Annotated in this window: 18 protein-coding genes; 10 read left to right on the forward strand and 8 right to left on the reverse strand. The window is 61.0% G+C overall.

All coding sequences use genetic code 11. The features are described from left to right. On the forward strand, window positions 1–1,005 hold the full coding sequence (locus J3362_RS15115) for a 2Fe-2S iron-sulfur cluster-binding protein (RefSeq protein ID WP_349520752.1): 1,005 nt from the start codon (window positions 1–3) through the stop codon (window positions 1,003–1,005). Window position 1,006: 1 nt separating this feature from the next. Here J3362_RS15115 and J3362_RS15120 read toward each other — a convergent pair whose 3' ends face one another. The 6 genes from J3362_RS15120 to J3362_RS15145 form a co-directional block, all read right to left on the reverse strand. Then, the gene (locus J3362_RS15120; protein WP_349520753.1) at window positions 1,007–2,248 is read right to left on the reverse strand and encodes a heme biosynthesis HemY N-terminal domain-containing protein; all 1,242 of its coding nucleotides are present in this window, start codon (window positions 2,246–2,248) and stop codon (window positions 1,007–1,009) included. Then, a complete protein-coding gene (locus J3362_RS15125; protein ID WP_349520754.1) occupies window positions 2,245–3,369 on the reverse strand; it encodes a uroporphyrinogen-III C-methyltransferase in 1,125 nt (374 codons plus the stop codon). Before J3362_RS15125 ends, J3362_RS15120 begins: the two co-directional genes overlap by 4 nt. An 8-nt stretch (window positions 3,370–3,377) precedes the next feature. Beyond that, window positions 3,378–4,187, reverse strand: a complete 810-nt coding sequence (locus tag J3362_RS15130; protein WP_349520756.1) for a uroporphyrinogen-III synthase — start codon at window positions 4,185–4,187, stop codon at window positions 3,378–3,380. Beyond that, window positions 4,168–5,109, reverse strand: coding sequence for a hydroxymethylbilane synthase (gene hemC / locus J3362_RS15135; RefSeq protein ID WP_349520757.1), 942 nt, complete (start codon window positions 5,107–5,109; stop codon window positions 4,168–4,170). The genes J3362_RS15130 and hemC overlap by 20 nt, the downstream gene beginning before the upstream one ends. Before the next feature lie 92 nt (window positions 5,110–5,201). After that, complete coding sequence (locus J3362_RS15140) at window positions 5,202–5,951, reverse strand: LytR/AlgR family response regulator transcription factor (protein WP_349520759.1); 750 nt, start codon at window positions 5,949–5,951, stop codon at window positions 5,202–5,204. A 29-nt stretch (window positions 5,952–5,980) separates the two neighbouring features. Beyond that, window positions 5,981–7,021, reverse strand: coding sequence for a sensor histidine kinase (locus J3362_RS15145; RefSeq protein WP_349520760.1), 1,041 nt, complete (start codon window positions 7,019–7,021; stop codon window positions 5,981–5,983). Window positions 7,022–7,140: 119 nt separating this feature from the next. Between J3362_RS15145 and argH the strand changes: the two genes are divergently transcribed. Continuing rightward, a complete protein-coding gene (argH, locus tag J3362_RS15150) occupies window positions 7,141–8,550 on the forward strand; it encodes an argininosuccinate lyase (RefSeq protein WP_349520761.1) in 1,410 nt (469 codons plus the stop codon). Between the two features lie 27 nt (window positions 8,551–8,577). On the opposite strand, the gene J3362_RS15155 is transcribed toward argH, so the two are convergent. After that, on the reverse strand, window positions 8,578–11,022 hold the full coding sequence (locus J3362_RS15155; protein ID WP_349520762.1) for an EAL domain-containing protein: 2,445 nt from the start codon (window positions 11,020–11,022) through the stop codon (window positions 8,578–8,580). 109 nt (window positions 11,023–11,131) lie between these two features. Between J3362_RS15155 and J3362_RS15160 the strand changes: the two genes are divergently transcribed. The 7 genes from J3362_RS15160 to J3362_RS15190 all read left to right on the forward strand — a co-directional run bounded on the left by J3362_RS15160 (window position 11,132) and on the right by J3362_RS15190 (window position 19,737). Continuing rightward, complete coding sequence (locus J3362_RS15160; RefSeq protein WP_349520763.1) at window positions 11,132–13,990, forward strand: class I adenylate cyclase; 2,859 nt, start codon at window positions 11,132–11,134, stop codon at window positions 13,988–13,990. Between the two features lie 66 nt (window positions 13,991–14,056). Then, window positions 14,057–14,218 (forward strand): LPS translocon maturation chaperone LptM, encoded by a 162-nt coding sequence (gene lptM / locus J3362_RS15165; protein WP_227497818.1) that lies wholly within the window; start codon window positions 14,057–14,059, stop codon window positions 14,216–14,218. A 41-nt stretch (window positions 14,219–14,259) separates the two neighbouring features. After that, window positions 14,260–15,510, forward strand: a complete 1,251-nt coding sequence (gene lysA / locus J3362_RS15170; protein ID WP_062782859.1) for a diaminopimelate decarboxylase — start codon at window positions 14,260–14,262, stop codon at window positions 15,508–15,510. Window positions 15,511–15,524: 14 nt separating this feature from the next. After that, entirely contained in the window at window positions 15,525–16,439 is a 915-nt protein-coding gene (gene dapF, locus J3362_RS15175; protein WP_008173211.1) for a diaminopimelate epimerase, read from the forward strand. Window positions 16,440–16,455: 16 nt separating this feature from the next. Then, the gene (locus tag J3362_RS15180) at window positions 16,456–17,202 is read left to right on the forward strand and encodes a DUF484 family protein (RefSeq protein WP_008173212.1); all 747 of its coding nucleotides are present in this window, start codon (window positions 16,456–16,458) and stop codon (window positions 17,200–17,202) included. A 28-nt stretch (window positions 17,203–17,230) separates the two neighbouring features. Continuing rightward, the gene (xerC, locus tag J3362_RS15185) at window positions 17,231–18,163 is read left to right on the forward strand and encodes a tyrosine recombinase XerC (protein WP_349520967.1); all 933 of its coding nucleotides are present in this window, start codon (window positions 17,231–17,233) and stop codon (window positions 18,161–18,163) included. 68 nt (window positions 18,164–18,231) lie between these two features. Continuing rightward, window positions 18,232–19,737: a diguanylate cyclase gene (locus J3362_RS15190; protein WP_349520765.1), complete on the forward strand. Its 1,506-nt coding sequence runs from the start codon at window positions 18,232–18,234 to the stop codon at window positions 19,735–19,737. On the opposite strand, the gene J3362_RS15195 is transcribed toward J3362_RS15190, so the two are convergent. Then, window positions 19,731–19,964: a DUF2789 domain-containing protein gene (locus J3362_RS15195; protein WP_008173223.1), complete on the reverse strand. Its 234-nt coding sequence runs from the start codon at window positions 19,962–19,964 to the stop codon at window positions 19,731–19,733. The genes J3362_RS15190 and J3362_RS15195 overlap by 7 nt on opposite strands. 96 nt (window positions 19,965–20,060) lie before the next feature. On the opposite strand from J3362_RS15195, the gene J3362_RS15200 reads away from it, so the two are divergent. Further along, window positions 20,061–22,862, forward strand: a complete 2,802-nt coding sequence (locus J3362_RS15200; protein ID WP_349520767.1) for an ATP-binding protein — start codon at window positions 20,061–20,063, stop codon at window positions 22,860–22,862. Window position 22,863: the final 1 nt, after the last annotated feature.

Raw genomic sequence — 22,863 nt, forward strand, 5'->3', positions numbered from 1 at the left:
ATGGGCAGTGAACACCGGGCGGTGCGGCTTTGGCCTTCTGGCATCGTCTTCACTGCGGCGTTGCAGGCAGACTTGCTCGGCGCAGCCGCGCGGGCTGGCATAGCTGTGCCGGCAGCCTGCCGCAACGGGGTATGTGAAATCTGCGAGGCCCGGTTACTGAAGGGCGCCGCGCTTAATACCCGAAACCAACAGACTATAAAGATCGGTGAGCGCTTGATGATGTGCCGTAGCATCGCGCTCACGGATCTGGAACTGGAGATATCCGCCGTTATGGCAGCTGGAAACAATCAGCCTGGCAAGTTTCAGGCAAAAGTCGTGGACGTAAGGTCGATCAGTCACGATGTCTATCGCGTTGAGCTACAGCTTCCGCGGCGTCGGGAGCTGTCGTTTCATGCCGGGCAATATCTGTCGGTCAATCTGCCTGATGCTGACCCCTGTTACTTTTCCATCGCCAGCAGTCCATCGGACCAGAATATCGAGCTGCATATCCAGGCGACCCCCGAGTGGGTGTCCGCGCAGAAGGTGATTGATGCCCTGACGTCCGGTGGCGAGGTGACCGTGGAGCTGCCCCATGGCAAGGCCTGCCTGGCGTCAGTGCCGACCAGGCCGCTGTTGCTGGTGGCTGCCGGCACCGGCTTTGCCCAGATGAAGAGCCTGGTGGATTACCTCCGGGAAACGTCCTACGACCAACCGGTCAAACTGTACTGGGGAGTTCGTCGGCACGAGGACATGTATCTTCGCGCCCTGGCGCAGCAGTGGCAGGATGAGTGGCCCCGCTTCACGTTCCTGCCGGTGGTGGGAGATGACGAGGATAATGACTGGGCCGGCCATCACGACCAGCTGGTTCGCGCGGTTCTGGCATCCGGTATGGACTGGAAGAATGTAGAAGTCCATGCCAGCGGTTCGCCCACCATGGTGTACACCCTGATGGATGCGCTGGTGGATGCGGGCCTGCCCGAAGAGGCGTTCTTTTCTGACGTGCTGGAGTACGCACCGAGGACCTGAATCAGGCCCTCGGCATTGGCAGTTCCGGCAGCCCGTTATCCTTGGCGAGCCCCTGCATCAGCAGTTTGACGCTGGCCTCTTCCTCGCCCATGTGGGCATTCAGGCGGCTTAGCTCCGCGAGTGCCTCCCGGCCCCGCTTCAGCCGCAAGCTGGTCTCGAAATATTCCCGGGCCTTGCCCCAGAGTTCGTTGCGAAGGCTCAGCCGGCCCAGGGCCAGCAGAAGCTCGGGGTTGTTGGGCCGGTCTTTCAGCCATTGTTCGGCCAGTAACAACTGTTCATCCGGTTTCTGGCCCTTCACCCGCCCGTACAGATTGATCAGCTCATCGCTCCAGTGGTTGCGCAGCACCTTGCGCAACAGGGTTTCGGTCTGTACCTCGTCGCCAAGGCTGGCAAGGAGGCGGGCGTAGTCCCTTATGGTGTATTCGTCGCGACGCAGGAAGCCCGGCAATTCGTCCCAGAGCCTGGTCAGCGGTTCCAGGGATGCCTCGGGATCCTGTTTCTGCTGGCGCCGGCAATCCTCCGCGGCACGCTCCAGCAGGTTATGCCAAACCTGGCGTTCCAGATCATTGAGTTCCGCTTCCGAGAGCACGCTGCGTTTGCGAAGTTCAGGCAATAACCTGGACAGTTCGCGCCAGTCTTCCAGGCGCAGATAGGTGTTTTTGAGCAGTTTCAGCACAAAGGGGTGATGGGGCGACTGTTTGCGAAGGCGAACCAGCGTGGCCAGGGCCTGTTCAAGGCGGTTGCCTGCCAGTTGCAGCTGGGCCTGGGTAATACCGACGGCCATGTCAGAGCCGGGGGTGCTGTCGAAGGCCTTGCGAAGCAGATCATCCACGGCCTCGTGATCACCGGTCTCGAACGATGCCTGGGCGGCGGCAAGATAATTGATCAGGGGCGTGTCGGCATGGCTGGCGGAGGATGTCAGCAGTTTGCGGGCCCTGGGCCAGTTGCCTTCGGCCAGCGCCAGCAAACCCTGGGTGGTCCGGCGTCGGGCCCGGCGTTCATTGCCGCGGGCAATCCAGCCCGCCACCAGGCCGGTGCTGGTTCTGAGTCGGCGGATAAGGTTGATGGTCAGGACAGTCAGCACGATCAGGGCCACGATCAGGCCCAGCCCCACCCAGAAGTTGGTTTCGATCAGGTAATGGCCAAGGCTGATCCGGATGTAGCCCAGATCATATTGCAATCCGAGGGACAGGCCGGTGCCAATCAGCAGCGCCAGCAGAACGATCAGTAACAGGCGAATCATGAATCACCGCCTCCATTACCACCGTCGGCGTTGTCCTCGCCATTACCGTTGTTGGCATTGAGGCGTCCGGCCAGCCGCTCCTTGAGCAGGTCCAGGGACTGACTGATATCCGGCAGTTCCGGGTCCACGTTCTTGCCAGCCAGCTCAGCCAGGGTTTCACTCAGGGCGGTGACCCGGGGATTGCTTGCGTTGTACCAGTCGTCAATGGTGGTTCGGGCCTTGGTAAGGGCGCGCTCATACAGCGGCTGGTTGCCCCGCAATACCGCCATCTCTGCCTCTTCCAGCATCAGCTGTAGGTTCAGTCGGGCATAGGCGCTCTGGTCGGGAGAGAGCAGGGGCTTGACCGGCTCGTCCATGCGGCGCACAACCACCACCTGCATCAGTGTTGCTTTCACCTTGTTCCAGGCCTGTACCATGGCGCCGGGTTCTTCGCCGGTTCCAGCGCTTTCTCCCTGTGCAGCGCTGACGACAAAGCCGGGCGCGTTTTCACTGATCAGGGCCTGGTCGGTAAGCTGGTGAATGCTGTCGATGGCCGCTTCCAGTGTCAGGTAGAGCCCGGTGCGGTCAACGCCGGTCAGGCCCTTGAGCGCGAGGATTTCGCGAGCCAGTTGCTGGCGAACCGGGTAGACACCGATGTCGTCGGATTCAGTCAGCACTTCGTCTGCCGCTTCCAGGGCCGACATGGCTCCGCGGATGTCTTTTTCGATCATCAACCGCTGATTGGCAATGCGCAGAAGGTATTCCGCCTCGGCCAGCAGCCAGTCCGTGCGCGTGCGGTTTCCGGCTTCCAGCAGTTCACGGGCATTGTGGTCGATCTGGCGCTGCTGGGTGGCAATCAGTTCTCGCTGGCTCGCCAGTTTCTCTTCGAGGGACTGCAGGCGCTGGCTTTGCTGGCTGCCGCGGTCGCCATAGAGATCTTCAAGCTGGGCGGTGTCCTGCTTCAGGCTCTCGATTGTCTGCATGATAGCCTGGTGGTTGTTCCACTGTTGCCAGCTCCAGAGCGCCAGGGCGATTGCGACGATGAGGGCGAGAATGGCAACCAGCCATACCGGCCAGAGTTTCTGGCGAGCAGGCGGTTCCTTGGAAACGGTTGCGGGCAGTTGATTCGTTGTCTCTGTCACGGGCGTCCTTACTTGGCTTTTCCGGAGCCACCGTCCCGGCCGGCAAGTTGCGCTGCAACCGTGGCCACGATGTCGTTATCGGCAAGGCTTCCTGGTATACACGGATTTCGGAATCCCGCTGCCCGGGCCTGTTCGGCAACCCGATCTGCGGGAACAATCAATAACCTATCGTATAGATTATGGCCGCTATTCGCACATAGTGCGATGAGATTGTTCAAGGTTTCGCCCGACAGGGCGACGATGGCCTCCGGAGCAAAGGTATCGAGGGTGGCCCGGATCCGCTCCGGCGTGTGGTCAGGGCGAAAGCGGCGGTACAGGGGCAGCAGGGTTACGCGGGCGCCCCTGGCTTCAAGGGTTTCGCGGATCAGTTCGCGTCCGGTTTCCCCGCGAGCGAGCAGAACCCGCTCATGCTGGAGGTTTTGCAGTGACGGCAATGCCAGCAGTGCCTCGCTGGTCCAGCCCTCGGGCGGCCGCCGCGGGCTGAGACCGTGTTCCGCAAGCACGGATGCGGTGCCGGCACCAACGCCATACCAGCGGATGCCCATGGGCACCTGGGGCCACCAAGTATCCACCTCTTCCAGCAGCAACCGGGCGGCAAACGGGCTGACAGCGATCACATGGGAAAATTCATCGAGGCTCAGGATAAGAGTCCGCCTCTCCGGCGTTTCCGGCAGAGGTTCCCGGTCAATCAGTGGCAGAATCTTTACGTCGGCACCGGCTGCACGAAACCGGCTGGCCAGGCGCGAAGCCTCGGGTTCGGGCCGGCAGATCAGAATCCGCCGGCCGTTCAGGTCGGGCTCAGGTTGGTGTGTGGCCATAGATTTCAGCCAGCACCTTGTCGGCTCCGAGAGCCAGCAGATCCTCGGCCAGTTCCCGGCCCAGACGTTCGCCTTCGGCCCGGGGCGCGCGGCCTTCGACCCGGAAAATCTGGGTGCCATCAACCGCGCCTACCAGGCCCCGCAGCCAGATTGTATCGTCGTCCTCAAGAAGCGCGTACGCAGCGATTGGCACCTGACAACCGCCCTCCAGCCGACGGTTCAGAGCCCGTTCGGCGGTGACGCGATCCCAGGAGTCTTTGTGCTTCAGGGGTTCAAGCATGGCTAGCAGATCCTGGTCATCGACCCGGCATTCAATGCCCAGGGCGCCCTGGCCGACAGCCGGCAGCGACACCGTGTCGGGCAGGCAGTAGCGGATGCGCTCGTGAAAGCCCAGGCGCTTAAGCCCGGAGCTGGCCAGTACAATGGCTTCGTATTCGCCGGCATCAAGCTTGGCCAGCCGGGTGTTGACGTTGCCGCGCAGCACGCGAATCTCCAGGTCCGGGCGATAGGCCCGAAGCTGGGCCTCCCGGCGCAGGCTCGCAGTGCCGACCACGGCACCGTGGGGCAGGGCGTCGACGTTGTCATAGTGGTTGCTGACGAAGGCATCGGTCGGGTCTTCCCGCTCGCAGATCGCCACCAGCCCCAGTCCTTCCGGGAATTCCATGGGCACGTCTTTCATGGAGTGGACGGCCAGGTCTGCACGGCCGTCCAGCATGGCTTCTTCCAGTTCCTTGACGAACAGTCCCTTGCCGCCGATTTTGGCCAGAGGCACGTCCAGGATCTTGTCACCCTGGGTCTTTATCTTTACCAGTTCCACGGTGATGTTGTCGTGCAGCCTTTCCAGCTCGGCCTTGATGAATTCCGCCTGCCACAGCGCCAGGGCGCTGCTGCGGGTTGCAATGCGAAGGGTACGTTTGGACATGACACTCACTGTCGGTTCGAAAAAATGTCCGCCAAGGTTACCTTGTGGCGGCAGAAAAGTCCCGCAGCTCCCGCCTCCGGCGCGCTGCTGATTCAGCCCGGCTGATGTTCCTGAAGCCACTGGCGAACATTGCTGGCATGGCGGCGACTGACCGGCAGCTCGCCCCTGCCTTCCCTCAGAGCGACGAGGTTGTGGCCATCCGGCGTCCGTCTCAGTGCCTGGATAAAGCGAACCCCCACGAGAGTGTTCCGGTGGATCCTGAGCAGGGTGCTCGGGTAGCTGCTTTCCAGCTCCTTCAGCGTGTAGTCACACACGGTTTCGCCCCGGGCATGGTGAATAGTGACGTATTTTTGATCTGCCTCGCAGTAGAGGATTTCCGACAGATCGATCAGCTCGGTGCCGCGGTGGGTGCGTACCGCCAGCTGTTCCTGGCTTTGGCCGGTCTGGCCGTTGACTGTCTGCAGTTGCACTCGGTTGACCCTGCCGGCCCGGGCCAGGGCCTCCGCCAGTGCCTCTTTGCGAACCGGTTTGAGAAGGTAGGCGATGGCCTGCACGTCGAATGCCTGGATAGCGTAGTGGTCGTAGGCCGTGCAGAAGATCAGCGCAGGCGGATTGGCAAGTTGGCTCAGTCTGCTGGCAGCCTCCATGCCGTCCATGCCTGGCATCCGGATATCCAGCAACAGTATATCGGGCTCCAGTTCCGCCACCTTTTTCAAGCAACTGTCGCCGTCCGCAGCCTCGCCACAGACCCGATACCCCGGAACCGCCTCCACCAACCGGCGGATGCGTTCCCGGGCCAGGGGTTCGTCATCGGCGATCAGGACGCTGCGGGTATAAGTCATGTCTTTTCTCGGTTCCAATGATCAAGGGTTTATCGTTTCCGGGCTCTCTGCTCGCCGGCCTTCCGTCGCGGCAGTCGCAGGGTGACCGTGTACACATTGTGCTGGTGGCTGTGTTTGAGCACCGCCGGCTCACCGAAAAGCGCCCGTAGCCGTGACTGGATGTTGGCCAGCGCCATGCGGTTGCCGTCGTGTTGCTGGTTATTCTGGTCCGGCTTTGGATTCTGTACGAGCAGATAGACGAACTCGCCTTTGGCCTGGGCTTCTATCCTTACGGTGCCACCGTCCGGGCGCGGCTGGATACCATGGTAGATGGCGTTTTCCACCAATGGCTGCAGTGTGAGCGGGGGAATGGCCTGCTGCTCCAGGCCCTCTTCAATCTGCCATTCCAGTTTCAGGCGGTCGCCCAGGCGCAGTGCCTCGATGGCCAGGTAACGCTGGCACAACGCCAGTTCCCTCGATAGCGGGATCAGCTGGTCGCCGGTACGAAGGCTGGCGCGAAACAGTTCCGAAAGATCCAGAACGGCCTCCTCGGCCCGTTCCGGATTGATGGCAATCAGGCTGGCAATGGTGTTCATGCTGTTGAACAGGAAGTGCGGCTGAATGCGTGCCTGAAGTGATGCCAGATGCGCCTGCATTTCTGCTTCCCGCTGCTGCTGCCACTGGTGCTGCAGGTAAAAATAGCGCAGCACCATGAGTACGATCAGCAACGCCAGCAGCATTTTCTTGGCCACCCCCTGCCAGACGGCCACGCCGTCCTGGGGGTGCAGAACGCTGTCTGCAAACAGGCTGAAGGCGAGCACATCCAGCAGCACAATGGCGACAATGGTGGTTGTCGCACCGGAGACGGACATCCGTGCAAGCCGGGTGCGCAAAAGGCAGATCAGGGCGGCACTGGTGAGGGTGGTCCACTGCACGAACAGCGACAACAGCCCGAAGTAATTCCAGTCGATCCAGCCCCGCTCCGCCTGCACGATGGCGAGCACCAGAACCAGCAGTTCACTGGTGACCAGCAACAGGAACACGGCCCTTACCCGGCACAGGTCCGGAACGAAGAACTCGCTCTCTGTCACACCTTTGTCCCCGTTACGGGGTGTCTCCTTTACCCGGGTCAGAATGGTATACTCCCGCCACGTTCAATGTACCCAGTTCCCGCCAGATGATGCCGGGCTGTCAGCAGGAAAGATAGACCATGACGGATCAGAAAAAGTCTGACCAGACCACAAGCTCTGAAAAACCCTGGGGCGGGCGCTTCAGTGAACCCACCGATGCCTTTGTTGAAAAATTTACCGCATCGGTGGGATTTGACCAGCGCCTGTACCACCATGACATCACCGGTTCCATTGCCCATGCCACCATGCTGGCCGAGGTTGGCGTGCTCACCGCCGAGGAGCGGGACCAGATCATTGAGGGCCTGAAAGGCGTCAAGGCAGACATCGAGGCCGGCAATTTCCAGTGGTCGGTCAGCCTTGAAGACGTGCACATGAACATCGAGGCGCGCCTGACCGACCGTATCGGTATCACCGGTAAGAAGCTTCATACTGGCCGCAGTCGCAACGATCAGGTGGCCACCGATATCCGACTGTACCTGCGGGACGAAATCGATGTCATTGCCGAGGAATTGAAGCGCCTGCAGTCCGGCTTGCTGGATCTGGCAGAACGTGAGGCGGAGACCATCATGCCCGGCTTCACCCATTTGCAAACCGCTCAGCCAGTCACCTTCGGGCACCATCTGCTGGCCTGGTACGAAATGCTGGTGCGGGATGCCGAGCGCCTGCAGGATTGCCGCAAGCGGGTGAATGTAATGCCGCTGGGTGCGGCGGCGCTGGCGGGCACCACGTATCCCATCGATCGCGCCATGACGGCCCGGCTACTGGGTTTTGACCGGGCCAGCGAGAATTCCCTGGATTCGGTCAGCGACCGGGACTTCGCCATCGAGTTCTGCAGCTTTGGCGCGCTGCTGATGACGCACCTGTCACGGTTCAGCGAGGAGTTGGTGCTCTGGACCTCCGCCCAGTTCGATTTCATTGATCTGCCGGACCGGTTCTGCACCGGCTCGTCGATCATGCCCCAGAAAAAGAACCCCGATGTGCCGGAACTGGTCCGGGGCAAGACCGGTCGCGTCAATGGCCACCTGATCAGCCTGCTGACCCTGATGAAGAGCCAGCCGCTGGCCTACAACAAGGACAACCAGGAAGACAAGGAGCCCCTGTTCGACACGGTTGATACCATCAAAGGCTGCCTGAAGGCCTATGCCGATATGATTCCGGCCATTCGCTCCAAGGCCGATAACATGAGAGTGGCGGCCAAGCGCGGTTTCTCGACTGCTACCGATCTGGCGGATTACCTGGTCAAGAAAGGCGTGCCTTTCCGGGATGCTCACGAGATCGTGGGCAAGTCCGTGGCATTCGGTGTGGCGGAAGGACGTGACCTGTCTGATATGACCCTCGAAGAGCTGCAGCAGTTCTCCAATCATATCGGCGCTGACGTCTTTGATGTGCTGACCCTGGAAGGTTCGGTCCAGGCCCGTGATCATCTCGGTGGCACAGCGCCGGATCAAGTGCGCGCGGCGGTCGTTCGGGCCCGCAACCAGCTGGGCTGATCCGGCGCACTCAGCGGGGCGAAACGGTTAACCGCCAATTCGCCCCGTAGCAAGGTCCACCGCCGCCGGCGTGAGTTCGTCCAGTGGCTCAGGTCGGCATAGCCGGTAGCCCTGTCCGTAGTGAATGCCTAGAGTCCGGACCTTGCGAAGGGCATCATCGCTTTCGATAAACGTGGCCACCGTTACCTTGCCGGCGGCCTCAGCAATCCGGTGCAGTGCTTCCAGCATCACCTGCTGCACCGGGTCCTCCTCCAGCTGCTGAACCATTCTCCGGTCCAGTTTGATGATATCCACTGGTAACTTCGCCGCCAGGCTGTAGCTTTCCACCGATGCGCCGGCACCGTCCAGGGCAATGCGGAAGCCTGCTCGATGCAGGGCATCGCACAGCACGGCCACGTCGTCGGGATACTGGGTGGCGTGGGCCTCGCGGATTTCCAGGCAGAAACAGTCCGGGGCAAACGGGGATTGGTTCAGGGCATCGGCCATGAAGTCGGCGAAGGTGTCATCCAGCACAGTTGCCAGCGAGAGGTTAAATCCACAGTACTTCAATCGAGGCTCCATCAAGGGCTGGTTGCCGAGCCATTCCAGGGTTTGCCGGATCACCTGGCGATCCAGGCGTTTTGCCAGGTCAAACCGTTCCGCAATGGGGAGGAAATCGTCGGGCAGGAGTGTCGCCTCATCATCCGACGTTGTTGGAATCCGGCAGAGGATTTCGATGTGATCACCCCAGGTGGGGCTGGCCACCGGCCTCATGGCCTGGTACTCGAGAATCAGCGACTGTTTGTCCAGCGCTTCGCGGATCTGCTCGACCCGTTTGCTGGCGATCGAATCGTCGGTCTGGTTGGCAATAGCCCTGGCCGCGTGAACCCGGTTGCGTCCTGAGGTTTTGGCGGTGTGGCACAGGTCCGCTGCCTGGCCCAGAAGCTGCTCCGGATCCGCGTGGACGTCGTTGTCCAGGATCAACAGGCCGCCCGATGCGGTGGTCTGGAGGCTGTGGCCCTGCCAGTCGAAGATAAAGTCGCCGATCAGATCAAGGGTGTCCTGGGCAATCTTGCGGGCCCGCGCTTCCGGGCAGTTCTCGATCAGCAGTGCGAAGGTGTCGCCAGCCAGGCGGGCGAGGGCATCACGCTGCCGGACGCGCACGCCGAGGTTGCCGGCCAGCTCCCTGAGATAACGGTCGCAGGTGCCGCTGCCGGCAAGATCATTAAAACGCTCGAATTCATCCAGATCCAGGTAGAGCAGGCTGTCGCAGGATTCCCGATGGGTTTTCTGTTCCAGGGTTCTTAATACCCGAGCGATGAACGCCTTTCGGTTCATAAGGCCGGTAACCGGATCGTGACGTATCCGGTATTCCTCGCTGGAGGCGTGATTCAGCCGGGGCTCAATGCGACGGGCCACGTGCACCGCACCGGTGATTTCGCCCTGGTCGTTGGTCAGGCGCTGGTAATGGAATTCATGCACTGGTAGCTGGCGCGACTGCTGGGCCATGGGCATCTCGACCACGAAGTTGTCACGTTCGAAGGCCCGGTGCCAGAGCCGTTCCATCAGCCTGCGTTCGTTCGGGAACTCCTGAAGCAGGTCGCTCAGGTTGTCGCCTGCCTGCGGACGCCCGCCAAAGGTTTCGGCAAACTGTCTGGCCCAGGCGTCATTGAAGTGGAGCAGGTTGAACGAGAGATCGACTGCCACAACCAGATCGGAGGTGGCGCTGGTGACCGCTGCGAGCATGGTGTTTGCGTGCTGGCGAGCCCTGTCGAGTTTCATATCGGCGGTCCGGTCTACCAGGGTGCCGCCGAGCCCGGTAATCCGGCCGCCCTGTTTCAGAGCCCGACAACTGAGGGTCACCCGACGATGGTTCTGTTGCGAGGTAACGATATCGAGGTTGAGGGAGAATGCGTCTCCGGTTCGGAGGCAGCGGCGGAACATGGCCCGGACCCTGGCCTGGCCGGTCTGGCAGTAGAAAAGCGCCTGTTCGGGCGTGATTTCGGCGCCCGGTCTCAGCTCGAGAAGCTGGAACATTCCCTCGGTCCAGGTCATTTCATTCGTGCGGGTGTCCAGTTCCCAGATCCCGAAACCGGCACTGCTCTCCGCTGCTCGCAACAGACGGGAATCCCTGCATGAGCTGTCGCACAGGGCAATCGTGGCACTCGCCGCCTTGTCGGAATCCCGAACGTCGAGTCGCAGGCTCAGGCAGGCGGTGTAGAAGAAACCTTCCTTGTGCCGGAAGGTCACCAGGACGTTCTGGCCACGCTCGATTCGGTGGCGGTTTGCCGGTGCAAAGGGATCATCCTGGCGAGATGCCAGGATCCGGTGCACCGGTTGGCCTTCCAGATCACTGCTCTCATAACCGAGCACCGCCTCGGCCTGGTGGTCAGCGAACAGTACTTTTCCTTCATCGTCGATGCGTAAAACGGTCTGGCGCCCGGAGGTCGCGGACTGGTCCGAACGGTAGCGGCGAATGATGAATTCTTTCACAGCGGGTAAGCCTCGCGTGTCCTGCAGCTTTTATTTTTTTAAAGGTTTTGCCACGATGCCGACATCATACTCATACTGATGCTGAAAAGAACCTCTCTGCGGAGCCGCCTTGACCGCCCACGTTGCCCCGATTTCCCTCGACTTTGAGGAGGGAATAGATCGCAAGACCCTCCGTCGCCTGAGGGACCGGTTTCTGCTGGTCAATCAGCAGCGCTGGAATCGTGCCCACTCGGCCCTGTCCTATCGCCAGCAAATGGTGCTGGAGATTCTGCCACTGGTTTTTCATCTCAATCATCCGGCCCTGCCCGGTTACCTGGACAGCGATTGCCCCTACGGCCTGAGCAACTATCAGCCGTCACCGGCCACCATCAATGCGGCTCGTCGACTGGCCCGGACTTTTTCGCTGAAGGATGAAGGCAAGCGCAAACCGGATCTGGACGCCATGTTCCTGATGGGCAGCCCGGGAACCCTTGGCCATTCCGTGGCCAGTGACCTCGACGTCTGGCTCTGTCACCGCAGTGACCTGCCCGAGCGGGGCATCCGCTGTCTTGAGCGCAAAGCCGAGAAGCTGGCCCGCTGGGCGGAATCTTTCGGTGTCGAACTGCACGTATTCGTCTTCTGTGCTTCGGATTGGCGTGCCGGTCGGCAACGGGTAGAGGTGACCGGCGAGAACTGTGGCAGCGCCCAGCATTTCCTGCTGCTGGACGAGTTCTACCGGACCAGCATCCATCTGGCCGGTGCCTGGCCCATGTGGTGGCTGATTCCTGCGGAGCGGGAGGAAACCTACGATGACTGCATGCGCAAGCTGGTAGATTACCGGTTTGTGCGCGCCGAGGACTATATCGATTTTGGCCCGGTGCCGGCGATTCCGGAGGAAGAATTTCTTGGTGCGGGCGTCTGGCAGTTGTACAAGGGGATTGATGCGCCCTGGAAGTCGATTCTGAAACTCCTTCTGATCGAATGTTATGCGCGGACCACCGGTGAGGCTCTGTTGTCCAGCCAGTTCAAGCGGGCCGTTTTCCGCGGCGAAACCGATGCCGACCGTCTGGACCCTTACGTCATGCTCTACAATCGGCTGGAGGGCTGGCTGACCGGGCCGGAAGTGGCGTCGAGGCTGGACCTGATTCGCCGGAGCCTGTATCTGAAAGCCGGTTTGCCACTGACACGGTCCGAGGTATCCGGTGAGCAGTGGCGTGCCCGCCTGCTGCGCCAGCTGGTGACAGGTTGGGGCTGGAGTGAAAACACGCTGGCGGAGCTGGATGATCGTCAACGCTGGCGGGCAGAGGATGTCACCACCCTGCGTCGCACCATCGTCAACGAATTGACCCACGGTTACCGCCTGCTGTCGAAAATGGCCAGGGAGCATGGCCAACGCGCCGCCATCAGCGCCAACGATATCAATCTCCTCGGCCGCAAGCTTTATGCCGCGTTTCAGCGCAAGGCGGGCAAGATCGAGCAGATCAATCCCGGGCTGGCCCCGTCGCTGGCGGAGGAAAACCTGGCATTTCATCATCAGTCGGAGCAGGGCGGCGACGCCGACGGCTGGCTGCTTTACCGGGACCTCGAAGACCCGGCAGACGCTTTCTGGCAGCCGGTTATCCGTCGCTCTGGCAATCTGGCGGAACTGATGGTCTGGTGCTATTGCAACGGTCTGCTGACCCGCTCGACTCGGCTGAATGTGCGGTCGGGCAACAGTATTGCGTCCGTCAGCGAGTTGCGTGAAATGCTTGATGCCCTGTCTGCGTTCCTGCCATTTCCGATTGCCCCGGCGGAACGGGAAGCGTTGTCCCGGGGCGTCCGGCCATTGAGGAATCTGCTGTTGGTGAACGTCGGCATTGACCCTCAGGCCCACCTCACGGAAAAGGGCCTTCACAAGCTCAGTTCCCGGCACGATTCCCTGGGCTTTAGCGGCGGGCGGGAGAATCTGGTCATCAGCATCGACCAGATTACCTTCAACAGCTGGCATGAAGTCAGTCTCCAGCATTACGCAGCGGGCGATACACTGATCCAGTGCCTGAAGAATGTTCTCGCCTCGGTGGCAGCCAATCCCGACGAATTGCCGGCCGTTCAGGTGCACTGCCACAACCGTGGTCATGGCTCTGCCATTGCCCGCCGGGTTCAGGAGCTGTTTGCCGATGTCCTCCGGCCCTTTTTTGCCGGAGGTACCGGCCCGCATCCGCTGCGCTATGTGATTGAAATGGATCGTCGCTACTTCCTGCTCCAGTTCAACGGCCTGGAACCGGGGTTTGTGGCACTCGACAGCTTTGAGGCGCTGATGGAGCATCTGGCGCTGCCCCAGGAGCGGTACCTGCCGGTGGTGTTCGATCGTTACGCGTTGCAGGACGAGCCGGCCTTGCGGGCGGTTTGCCTGGCCAGCGAACCGGACAACATCCAGGTGTTTTATCGTATTCTCGGCGATCAGGCCCGGCTCTGGGTCGTTGACGAACTGGGTTCTGTGTTCAGCTGGGAACAGGCGGTGACCAGTCGACGGCATTTGCTGGTGCCGGTACTGCGTTTCCTGGATAACCTGATCGAGCGGCGATTGCTGCGCCATACCGATTCCGCCGGCGTTGTGGCCGGCGTCCAGTGCTACGAAATTGTCCGGCGGGACGGGGCCTGGCGGGCCGAGTACCGGCCGGAGTCGGATTCGGGAGTGCCTCTGCCCGGATTTGAGGTGCAGGCCGTGGGCATCCACGAGGGCGACAGTCGCCTGCGCTTCGACATTTTCTGTGGTGACCAGGAATTCAGCGTCCAGGAGTACGGCGACCAGTTGATTCCGGCAGTGGCCCACTACATCCGCTCCCTCCGACATAGCGATGAGGTCTACCCGGTGTACCTGACCGATATCCACCTGCCCCACGACCTCGACCCCCGGGTGTATCAGCAGGATATCCAGACCAGCCAATACCTGTATTACCGGTCTGTGCTGGAAGATTCCCTGAACCGCCACCTCGCGAGGACTCGCTGACCTCGCGGCCCGGGGCGGGTGTCAGGTATACTGCGCCCATAGTGAACTCAGGGGTAGGTAGCCGATATGCGAGCGTGGACTCTGTCGATCATGACGTTGATGCTGGCTCTGGTTGTGAGCGGTTGCGGTCAGAAAGGTCCGTTGTACCGTGACAGTCAGGCCGCTTCGATAACGTCCGGGCCGGATTCGGCCCAGGAGCAGCCCGATCGCGAAGAAACCCGCGACTAGCGCCATGGCCTCCCGGCCCCGTTAAACGAATCAGGAAACTCATGGATCATTTCAACTACCGCGACGGCGAGCTGTACGCCGAGGATATCCCTGTCTCTGCCATTGCCGATCGTTTTGGCACACCGGCCTACGTGTATTCGCGCGCCACGCTTGAGCGACATTACCGGGCCTATGATGACGCCCTTCGGGATCACCCGCATCTGGTGTGCTACGCCGTTAAAGCCAATAGCAATCTGGCGGTGCTGAACGTTCTCGCGCGGCTCGGTGCCGGCTTTGATATCGTGTCGGCCGGCGAGCTGGAGCGGGTACTGCGGGCCGGTGGTGATCCGTCGCGGGTGGTCTTCTCCGGCGTTGGCAAGCAGGAGTGGGAAATGAAGCGGGCCCTTGAAGTGGGCGTGCGCTGCTTCAACGTCGAATCCGATACCGAACTGGACAGGCTCAATGCGGTGGCGGGAGAGCTCGGCGTAAAGGCGCCGATCTCTCTGCGGGTTAACCCGGATGTTGATGCCGGTACCCATCCCTATATTTCCACGGGTCTGAAAGAGAACAAGTTCGGGATTGATATTGCCGAAGCGCCGCAGGTCTATGCCCGTGCGGCAGGTATGCCGAATCTCGACGTGAAGGGTGTGGATTGTCACATCGGCTCACAGCTGACGAGCGTGTCACCGTTCCTCGACGCACTGGACCGGGTGCTGGCCCTGATTGATTCCCTGGCGGACCAGGGCATCCACATTCATCACCTGGATATGGGCGGTGGCCTGGGCGTCACCTACAACCAGGAGCAGCCACCACAGCCGTCGGATTACGTGAAAGCGCTGGCCGAGCGCCTGGGTGACCGCAAACTGGAGCTGATTCTGGAGCCCGGCCGATCCATTGCCGCCAACGCTGGCATCCTGGTTACCAGAGTCGAATTCCTGAAGTGCACCGAGCACCGGAACTTTGCCATCATTGATGCCGCCATGAATGATCTGATCCGGCCCGCCCTGTACAGCGCCTGGCAGGCGATTATCCCGGTCAAGCCACATCAGAATGGTGAGGAAAAGGCCTGGGATCTGGTTGGTCCGGTCTGTGAAACCGGCGATTTCCTGGGCAAGGACCGCCACCTGCGCCTGCAGGCCGGGGATCTGCTGGCGGTTCGCTCTGCCGGAGCCTATGGCTTTGTCATGAGCTCAAACTACAACACGCGGAACCGGCCGCCGGAACTCATGGTCGATGGCGACCAGGTGCATGTGGTCCGCCGCCGTGAAACTCTCGAAGACCAGCTCGCACCCGAGAGCTGCCTTCCGGAATGAGCGGGAGCGAGGAGATGACACAGCAACGCCGGACCCAGGGCCCCATGCTTCGATTCACCAAGATGCATGGGCTGGGTAATGATTTTATGGTGGTGGATGCCATCAGCCAGCCTTTTCGTCTGCGCCCCGAGATGATCCGCGAACTGGCCAACAGGAATTTCGGAATTGGCTTCGATCAGTTGCTGGTGGTGGAGCCGCCCGGGCTGCCGGATGTCGATTTCCGCTACCGCATTTTCAATGCGGACGGGTCCGAGGTGGAGCAGTGCGGCAACGGTGCCCGCTGCTTCGCCCGGTTTGTCCGGGACCAGCGCCTGACCAATAAAAAGGTCATCCGCGTCCAGACTGCCAAGGGCGTGATTGAGCTCCGTGTCGGCCGGGAAGGCATGGTGATGGTCAATATGGGCGTGCCCGAGTTCAACCCGCCGGCCATTCCGTTCGCCGCCGACCGTCGAAAGGATGTCTACACCGTGGATGTGGACGGCCAGACAGTGGAACTGAGCGCCTTGTCCATGGGTAACCCCCATGGTGTGCTGCTGGTTGAGGATGTAGACCAGGCGCCGGTAGAAACGCTGGGGCCCAAGCTCGAGCGGCATCCCCGCTTCCCGGCACGGGCCAACATCGGGTTTCTCCAGATTCTGGATCGTACCCATGTCCGCCTGCGGGTGTTTGAGCGTGGCTCGGGCGAGACCCTCGCCTGCGGTAGTGGTGCCTGTGCCGCCGTGGTGGCCGGCTGCCTGCGAGGCCTGCTGGATGCCCGCGTGGAAGTGGAATTGCGGGGTGGCCCTCTGGTCATTGAATGGCAGGGTGAAGGGACCCCTGTTATGATGGAAGGGCCTGCAACCAGCGTATTTGAGGGGCAGTTGAGGCTGCCGGGTGATTCTGGTGGTCGTCGACGCAGGAGCGCTCGCCCCCATAAACAACGATCCTGACAGCCAGGAGTACTCCATGACAGAACAAACGGCCCGCCAGAAGGCCGGTGAGCTCACCCGGGAAGAGGTGGCGGATTACCTGCGCGCCAACCCCGATTTCTTCATCGACCAGGATGAGCTGCTGCGCAGCCTGACCCTGCCCCACGACAGTGGCCGGGCCATTTCGCTGGTCGAACGCCAGGTGCATCTGTTCCGGGAGCAGCGGGATACCCTGCGCAGGGAGTTGGTAGAGCTTGTATCCATCGCCCGCCACAATGACCGGTTGTTCGAGAAGAGCAAGCGTTTGCTGATGCAGGTGATTGAAGCGCGGACGCTCAACGATATGGCTGCTGCCATTGATGACAGTATCCGTGGTGATTTCGGTCTCGACGCCGCTTCCGTGTTGTTGTTTACCGATGTCGAGCTGCCTGAGGCCTCTCAAGGCGCCCTGCATGTGGTCAGTCCTTCTGCGGCCCGTGAGCGCCTGGGCAGCCTGCTGGAAGGCGAGCGGGCTGTGTGCGGTCAGTTCCGTGAAAGCGAACGGGAGTTCCTGTTTCCGGACCGTGAAGAACCCATTGCCTCGGTCGCCCTGGTGCCGCTGAGGCATGACGAGCTGGTGGGCGTGTTTGCGGTCGGTAGCTGCCAGCCGGGGTACTTTGACCAGAGCATGGGTTCCCTGTTCCTGAGCTACATCAGCGACACACTAAGCCGCCTGCTGCCGCCCATGGTGCAGCGCCACACAGCGGCTGCTCCGGTCACCGACATGGCGACGGAGTCCCGCTAACGTGTCAGAAGCCCCGGAGAGTCCGGCAGTGCCCAATGAGCTGACCGGGCCGCTGGCGGAATTTATCCGGCACCTGGCTTCTGAAAAACGCCATTCTCCGAGAACCTGCGACAGCTACCAGCGCGACCTTTTGCGTCTGGCGGACTGGCTGGGCCGCAGTGGATTCGTTGCCTGGCAACGGGTGACCAACCACGACCTGCGCCGCTACGTCGCGACGCTCAGCCGGGAGGGGTTGTCAGGCCGGAGCATTGCCAGACATCTCTCGGCGACCCGCCGTTTCTACCAGTTCCTGCTCAGGGAGAAGCTGGCATCGGATAATCCGGCGCTGGATATCCGGGCCCCCAAGAGTGGCCGGCGCCTGCCCCGCGTTGCAGACGTGGATCAACTGAATCATCTACTGGACGGACAGCCGGGCGATCCCCTCGAAGTGCGGGATCTATGTATGTTCGAGCTGATGTATTCTTCCGGGTTGCGGCTGGCGGAGCTGGCAAGCCTGGATCTGGATACCGTCGATCTGCGCAGTGGTGAGGTTCGCGTGATGGGTAAGGGTGGCAAAGAACGCCTGCTGCCCGTCGGACGAAAAGCCATTGCAGCCATACAGGCCTGGCTACCGTACAGAGCGGCGCTGGCCAATGACGGTGAGGCTGCCCTGTTCGTCAGCCAGCGGGGCGAACGACTCAGCCACCGAAGTATCCAGGCCCGCCTGAGCCGCTGGGGAATCAGCCGCGGTGCCGACCAGAAGCTCCATCCGCACCTGCTGCGACACTCGTTTGCCAGCCATATGCTTGAATCCAGTGGTGACCTTCGTGCCGTACAGGAACTTCTGGGCCATGCCGACATTGCCACGACCCAGGTCTATACTCATCTTGATTTTCAACATTTGGCCCGGGTTTATGACCAGAGTCACCCCAGAGCACGACGCGATCGGTATCATGGTAAAACCAGTGACGAGAGTTCCTGAGACCAGCACGGGTCATCTAGGGGTTTTTCACACATCAACAGTACAGCAAGGATAGGCGGGAGCGCTCCATGGCATCGGATCAGTCCTGGAAGGAAAAATACCTTCAGGAACTCGAGTCTGCAGACAATCGGGAAAAGCAGTGGAAGGCGGAGCGGAATACCCTTGAACGCATGCTGGTGCGCACCAGTCTCGCCTCCGAAGGCCAGACCCCGGAGCTGGATCGGTTGCTGGCTCGCATCCGGAAGGACCTGCGGAAGAACCGGGTAGATGTGGACGCCTGGAAGGACTTGCAGGATCAGATTGATCGCCAGGTCGCCCTGCTCGATGAGCGCCAGTCGGCCAACGACAGGAAGCCTTCCTTTTTCTCCCGTCTGGCGCGAGAGCCAGAGCAAGAGCCAGAGCAAGAGCCCCAGCAACAACAGCAACAGGTCAGCGCGGAACCTTTACCGGAAAGCAGCGAGCAGCTGGAGTCTCTCCCGGAAAATGAACAGGATATCGAGGACAACGTCCAGCGTTTGCGCATTGCCCGCCGTGTGGGCCAGCTGTTGGGTCAGATGCTTACCCAAGTCTCCCTTGAGCCCGCCGCCGAGGCCCGGGCCCGGGCGTTGCAGCAATCTCTGCTTGCCAGTAACGACTGGGACGAATTGCGCGAAGGCCTGAACCACGTGGCTGAGCTGGTAATCGCTGCGGTTACCAGGAGCAAGCGCGAGTTCGAAGCCTTTCTCAAGCGTCTTGATGAACGTCTGGAGCTGTTGAGGGAACACTTTTCTGCCCAGTCCTCGGCGCAGTCCGGCCGACTGGATGCCTCAGAGCACCTTGATAGGGAGATCCGCGAGGAGATTGAGCGGGTCGGGCAACGTTTGCAGGAGAGCGATGACCTTCAGGATCTCAAACAGTCAGTCAGTCGTCATCTCGAGTCTATCGGTCAGGCGGTAGGCCGTTTCCGTACCCAGGAATCCGAGCGGGAGCGTGCGCTCTCCGACCAGCTTGAGGCCATGCAGGAGAAAGTGGCGGCCATGGAGGCCCATTCCGAGCAGATGCAGGAACAGGTCCGTAAGGAGCGGCTCCGGGCCATGACTGACCTGCTTACCGAGTTGCCCAATCGTGAAGCCTGGCAGGAGCGACTGTCATTCGAGTACAACCGCTGGCAACGCTACAGCCATCCGTTGACCATCGGTGTGCTGGATATCGATCTTTTCAAACGGATCAACGACTCCTATGGTCACAAGGCCGGCGACAGGGTGCTGCAGCTGGTTGCCAGGGAATTCAGGGATCGCTTGCGCACCACGGACTTCGTGGCTCGTTTTGGCGGCGAGGAATTCGTGGTGTTGTTCCCGGAAACCGAACCTTCAGACGCGCGAGCAGTGGTGGACAAGTTGCGGGAGCATGTCGGCAAGCTGCCGTTCCACTTTCGCGGCGAGCCGGTCACTGTGACCTTCTCAGCCGGCCTGGCGGGATTCATTGCCGGCGACACCGAGGAGTCGGTGTTTGACCGCGCAGACCGGGCTCTCTATCAGTCCAAGGACGCCGGCCGGGATCAGGTGATGATCAGCGACAGTGCCGACGTTCAGTGACGCATCATTGCGTCCAGTTCGTCGATCACCTCCGCCCAGTCGCTGTCTTCCTCCAGGCCTTCTTCCAGGAAGTGAGACTGGCTTTCGGACCAGATGGGAGCATCCTGGATGGCAACCTCGCTCGGCAGGGGCGAGTACCTGGCGACAAAATCCTCAATGCTTTTGGCGTCGGACGCCAGGCCTAGTTGCTCGAACAGAGTACTGAGGGTGTGTTTGCTGGTGTCCATGGACATTCGTCTCCCGTTGGCCGTTTGCCTGAATGAAATCAATGGCGTTTGCAGGTATTGTTCCCTGAAATGTAGCGGAACCCTTAAGGATATCCAGTGAAGGTTACCCTTGCCTTTCTACTATGCTGCCTGTTGGCGCTGTTTCAATCCCCCCTGCGGGCGGAACCGCCGCAAGCATCGCCGGCCCCCGTGCTAGGCAAAGAGGAACTGACCTGGCTGGAAGGGCAGGGCCGGTTTCGCATTGGTCTTCGCAGCGATCAGGTGCCGCTGGTTTTCGATACCGGCAATGGCGTGCTTGCCGGCACCTACATAGACTACCTTGCCCGGCTCTCGGACAAGCTGGGCGTCGCCATGGAGCCCATCGTCCTGGAAACCGGGCAGGATAGCGGCCCGGTCAGGAGTGAGCTGGCAACTGATGCGGTTCTGACCACACGGATGCCCGGGATGCCCGTGGTGCCCGGCAAGCGTTTTACCGATCCTCTGATGTCTCTTACCTATGGCGTGTTCGTCAGCGCCGGCGACGCCGCTATTCGGACCCTTGCCGATCTTGAGGGCAGCCGGATTGCGGTTATTGCCGGTGACCCCAACCAGTATCCCATGTTGGACCCCGTCGAGGAGTTTACGCCGGTGCCGGTCAGCAACGTCAGCGAAGCCGTCGGCCAGATTCTTTCGGGGCAGGCCGATGCGTTTCTGGCGCCGGTGCCAGTGGTTTCCGATTACCTCCAGTCGGCGATGGTAAATGGTATCGGACTGTCGGTACTGCTCGATAACAGCCCGGTAGATGTGGTGTTGCGGGTGGATACCGATCGGGATCTTCTTTACCAGGTGCTGAACAAGGCCATTGCCGCAATCGGCCATAACGAGCACCGTACCATCCGACAGTCGTGGCTGCAGGCCGATCAGCCGTCCCTCGAACGAAGTGGCCTGGAACTGTCCGGGTCGGATATGGAGTGGCTCAAGCAGCATCCGGATCTGAAAGTCGCGTTTCGCGCGGACTGGCCGCCGTTTGAATACACCCAGGATGGCCGGCCCACCGGTCTGGTTCCGGATTTGCTGACCCGGCTGGAAACCGAGCTGAACGTACGGTTTACGCGCTCTGTCGCTGGAAGTCGCATGGATGCTGAAGAGAAACTGCGTTCGGGGCAGGTGGATATTCTTCCCGGGTTGTCCCGGACGCCGCGCACCGAAGAGGCATTTCTGTTTACCCGGGCCTATCTGACCGTGCCCATCGCCCTTGCCATCCGGGACGATGGTCGCTTTATCGGCGATCTCCGGGAACTCCGCACGGAACGGGTGGGTGTGGTGAACCGGCATGCGGCCCACGATTACCTGCTGATCAATCATCCGAATCTGGATCTTTACCCGATGGACACGGTGGAGGAGGGGCTTCTGGCGCTGTCCAATGGCGACCTCGATGTCATGGTTACCCATATTCCGGCGGTCAGTTACACCGTGGCCCGGCTGGGGCTGTCGAACCTCAGGATTACCAGCATCACCCCCTACCAGTACGATCTGCGACTGGCCGTGCGTAAGGACAACCCTGAGTTGCATCGGGTGCTGAACAAGGCGCTGGGCAGCCTCGAAGCCAGCGAGACAGAATCCATCTACAACAGGTGGATTCACCTGGATATCGAGCAGGAGACCGATTACACCGTGGTGCGGCGGGTGGTGCTGATCGCCATCCTGGTGGTGCTGATTTTCCTCTACTGGAACCGCAAGTTGTCGAGGGAGGTGGATGAGCGCATCCGGTCAGAGAATGCCCTGCGCCGGAGCGAAGACGAGTTGCGGGCTGCCAAGCTCGAAGCGGAGAGGTTGGCCCGGGAGGCGGAGACCGCCAGCCTTGCCAAGAGTGAGTTCCTGGCCAATATGTCCCACGAAATACGAACGCCGATGAACGCGGTGATCGGTTACAGCGATCTGCTCAGCAACAGCGTTACCGACCCGCAGCAGCGAAATTACCTGGACGCCATCCGGGCGGGAAGCCGAAGTCTGCTGATGCTGATCAACGACATTTTGGACCTGTCCCGAATCGAGGCCGGAAAAATGCGGCTGGACTATTCCGCCGTATCGGTCCGTCGTCTTCTGGACGATGTTCGACACATTTTCGATCTGCGGGCCCGGGAGCAGGGCATAACCCTGGAAGTGAGTGTCGACTCGCGAATGCCCGGCGCCATGATGCTGGATGAAACCCGCCTCCGGCAGGTTCTGTTCAATCTGGTCGGCAACGCCATCAAGTTTACCCACGACGGTGGTGTAACAGTTCGGGCAACCGCGAAGCCGCTCAAAAAGAGGTCGGCAGAAGCGGAACAGAACCCGGAAGCGCCGGAACGCCAGTACTACAAGTTGATCGTCACGGTCAGCGATAGCGGTATCGGCATCCCGCCGGACCAGGTGGAGCGGATTTTCGATGCCTTTGAGCAGCAGGAGGGGCAGAACACGCGGCGCTATGGTGGAACCGGTCTCGGGCTGGCCATCAGCCGGAAGCTGGCCCGTATGATGGGCGGAGAGCTGGAAGTTGAGAGTGAGCCAGGTGCCGGTTCGGTCTTTACGGTGACCTTGCCACGGGTTGAGGCGACGGTGGAGCAGGCGGAAGACGAGGGTGTTCCCAAGGAATCCGACCGGCTGCTGGCCCAGACTCTCAGCATGCAGGAACGGGGCTGGCTCCGGGAACAGCTCGCGGCGGATTTTGGTGACGAGTGGGAAGCTGTGAGAGAGAGTGGCGATCCGGAGCAGATGAAAGACTTTGCACGCCGGGTGCTGGCCTGGGGCCAGCGATTCCGGTCACGCTCCGTTACCCGTTACGGGGAGAAACTGCTTGCGGATGTCGAGGCATTCAACCTGGACGCGGTCAACAGTGCTCTTGAGGCCTTCCCGAAACTGCTCGGCCGCGAAGAGTAAG

This window comes from Marinobacter sp. NFXS11 (genome assembly GCF_040148675.1).
In the GTDB taxonomy this organism is placed as follows: Bacteria; Pseudomonadota; Gammaproteobacteria; order Pseudomonadales; family Oleiphilaceae; genus Marinobacter.

Coding starts and splice junctions, on each gene's coding strand:
- J3362_RS15115 (WP_349520752.1), top strand. CDS start 1: ATGGGCAGTGAACACCGGGCGGTGCGGCTTTGGCCTTCTGGCATCGTC.
- J3362_RS15120 (WP_349520753.1), bottom strand. CDS start 2,248: ATGATTCGCCTGTTACTGATCGTTCTGCTGGCGCTGCTGATTGGCACC.
- J3362_RS15130 (WP_349520756.1), bottom strand. CDS start 4,187: ATGGCCACACACCAACCTGAGCCCGACCTGAACGGCCGGCGGATTCTG.
- hemC (WP_349520757.1), bottom strand. CDS start 5,109: ATGTCCAAACGTACCCTTCGCATTGCAACCCGCAGCAGCGCCCTGGCG.
- J3362_RS15140 (WP_349520759.1), bottom strand. CDS start 5,951: ATGACTTATACCCGCAGCGTCCTGATCGCCGATGACGAACCCCTGGCC.
- argH (WP_349520761.1), top strand. CDS start 7,141: ATGACGGATCAGAAAAAGTCTGACCAGACCACAAGCTCTGAAAAACCC.
- lptM (WP_227497818.1), top strand. CDS start 14,057: ATGCGAGCGTGGACTCTGTCGATCATGACGTTGATGCTGGCTCTGGTT.
- lysA (WP_062782859.1), top strand. CDS start 14,260: ATGGATCATTTCAACTACCGCGACGGCGAGCTGTACGCCGAGGATATC.
- dapF (WP_008173211.1), top strand. CDS start 15,525: ATGACACAGCAACGCCGGACCCAGGGCCCCATGCTTCGATTCACCAAG.
- J3362_RS15180 (WP_008173212.1), top strand. CDS start 16,456: ATGACAGAACAAACGGCCCGCCAGAAGGCCGGTGAGCTCACCCGGGAA.
- J3362_RS15190 (WP_349520765.1), top strand. CDS start 18,232: ATGGCATCGGATCAGTCCTGGAAGGAAAAATACCTTCAGGAACTCGAG.
- J3362_RS15195 (WP_008173223.1), bottom strand. CDS start 19,964: ATGGACACCAGCAAACACACCCTCAGTACTCTGTTCGAGCAACTAGGC.